Source organism: Bacillus sp. GMs2/2, assembly GCF_050172095.1.
Taxonomy (GTDB): domain Bacteria; phylum Bacillota; class Bacilli; order Bacillales; family Bacillaceae_G; genus Bacillus_A; species Bacillus_A cereus.
This window is the reverse complement of the sequence record NZ_JBNLYE010000662.1, coordinates 1-1,440: the sequence shown is the minus strand read 5'-3', so window position 1 is coordinate 1,440 and position 1,440 is coordinate 1. Positions and strand designations below refer to the sequence as shown.

The following is a 1,440-nucleotide window of genomic DNA, read 5'->3' as shown; positions in this document are numbered from 1 at the left end:
GAAAAATGATGAATTGATGTCAATATATTTTAACTTTATAAACGGTAAGTACTTGGAAAGAGCTTTGAGTTTTTTTGTAAAAAAAGAGGGGTTTGGACAAGAAATAGTATTCGTTCATTTTCAGTCTGATTTAGATGAATTTGATATGTCACAGCTACCTACACCTTTAGATGATAAACATGTGTTAGTTGAATTAGATTCTCCAGCTGTTGAGTCTGAACAACAAGTGTATTTGGACTTTGAAACTTTTTATAATTATTTGGAAGAACATGTGAAAAAAGAAGTGGAAAAAAATCCAGAAAGAAATGGATTAATGGATTTATTGGTGCAAGTTAAGCGTAGCTTAAATTTGTAATATCTTATAGCCATTTTACTAGATTCGTAGGGCAGAAAAAGAACTTTTTGAAGAACGCGTTTTTATTAGGATTTTATTATATTTCAATAAGGAAGATTGTCTGATATTAAATAAGTAAAGAGGAAGTTATAGATGAAAAAGACTCAACAAAAGAGACTTCACATTTGAGGTCTCTTTTGTTGATTTCAATTGAAAATTATTATTTGAGCGAATGCACTTTCGTACCTCACATTTCACAGGCACATAGGCTTCAATTGATGCTATATAGTATGTTTTTCAATGTCAAAAAACATTAAAAAAACAGGGCAAAATTATTAAATAGCCGGGTCCATTGTAGAAATATTTGAAGGTATTTCGCTCATAGGCGGATCTAATTTCTTAACTATCGTGGCAGAAGTAGGAACTGGTGGGTTAGCATCACCAATTGTTATTCCATTAGATATAGCAGCAACAGCTACTGGGGTAAGTCTTTTTGTACATGGTGGATTTGTTTGGAATAAATCGATTCAAAATACTAAGGATACTATTCAAAAAATCCAGTCTTCTGGTGGAGGTGCGGCTAACGGTAAACCTAGCAGTAACAAAAATACAACTGTAGATAATTTTGATGCAAAAACAGCTACAAATAAGCAAAAAGGTAATTATGGTGAAATAAAATCTAGTGACAATTTATTGAATAATCAAAGTTTAAAAGAAGCTGGATTTGATTTAAAGCCAGTCGGAAAAAGTGCACCATCAGGCATAAATGATAAAATAGTAAAAGGAATTGATGGATTATACGAAAATGCAAATGCAGAGTCAAAGATCAAATATGTTATAGATGAAGCTAAGTTTGGTAGTTCACAATTGGGGAAAACTAAAGATGGACGACAAATGTCAAATGATTGGTTGAATGGTGCGAAGACCAAAAAAAGTAGAATATTTAAAGCTGTTGATGGAGATAAGAAATTGGCAGATAAGATTAAAAGAGCGCTGGAAAGAAATCAAGTAGAAAGAGTACTATCACAAGTCGATAGTACCGGAAAAGTAAAAACATATAGATTAGATGCAAAGGGAAATATTATTGGAGAATGGCCATAATTTAG

The 1,440-nt window shown here is 31.9% G+C and carries 1 protein-coding gene and 1 pseudogene; both read left to right on the top strand.

Annotation, left to right across the window (positions count from 1 at the left end):
* Positions 1-355 (top strand): hypothetical protein (locus tag ACQGS6_RS28445; RefSeq protein WP_426966025.1); only part of this gene is annotated, 355 nt, incomplete at its 5' end.
* A gap of 318 nt (positions 356-673) precedes the next feature.
* Positions 674-1,435: pseudogene (locus ACQGS6_RS28440) on the top strand (hypothetical protein); the annotation flags it as partial.
* Between the last annotated feature and the right edge of the window lie 5 nt (positions 1,436-1,440).